Origin of the sequence: Streptomyces durbertensis (assembly GCF_014156695.1) — a bacterium.
Taxonomy (GTDB): domain Bacteria; phylum Actinomycetota; class Actinomycetes; order Streptomycetales; family Streptomycetaceae; genus Streptomyces; species Streptomyces durbertensis.
Genome location: NZ_WMLF01000898.1, coordinates 1 through 676 on the forward strand (window position 1 = coordinate 1; position 676 = coordinate 676).

Consider the following 676-nt stretch of genomic DNA (forward strand, 5'->3'; position numbering starts at 1 on the left):
CGCCTGGACCACAACGGCCGCGCCGACGTCCACCTCTACCTCGTCAGCCCCGACCGCCCCGACCTCACCCACCTCGTCGAGCAGGCCGGCTGGCCGGCCCTCGCCACCGACGCCGCCACCCCCGGCTGGCAGACCCGACCGTACGGCCCGCTCCTGGACCGCCTGGCGGAAGGCGACACGTGGGCCTTCCGCCTCACCGCCAACCCCGTCCACCACATCCGCCGCAAGCCCGGCGAACCCACCAAGCGCACCGCCCACCTCACCGCCCGCCACCAACTCGGCTGGCTGCTCGACGAGGAACGCCAGAAACGCTGCGGCTTCCAGGTCCTCGAGAAGCCCGCCGCCCGCCGACTGCTGCCGGCCGGCACCACCCACAAGGGCCACCCCCACCACGGCGACCGCTACGAACTGACCGTCACCGACGAACGCTCCCTGAACTTCCGCAAGGGCGCGAGCACGGGCACGAGCGCCGGCGCGGGCGCCTCCGGCGGCGGCCCGGACGGCTCCAACCCCCGCCGCCAACCCGTCCGACTCGTCACCGTCACCTACGACGGCCGTCTCAAGGTCACCGACCCCGACGCCCTCCGCCGCACCCTCACCCAGGGCCTCGGCAAAGCCCGCGCGTACGGCTGCGGCCTCATGACCCTCGCCCCCCTCCCACCCGCGACGCCCCCAC

Annotated in this window: 1 protein-coding gene; it reads left to right on the top strand. The window is 74.9% G+C overall.

Annotated elements, in window-relative coordinates:
* A partial coding sequence (locus tag GL263_RS27550) for a type I-E CRISPR-associated protein Cas6/Cse3/CasE (protein WP_182858438.1) occupies positions 1-676 on the top strand: 676 nt, incomplete at both ends.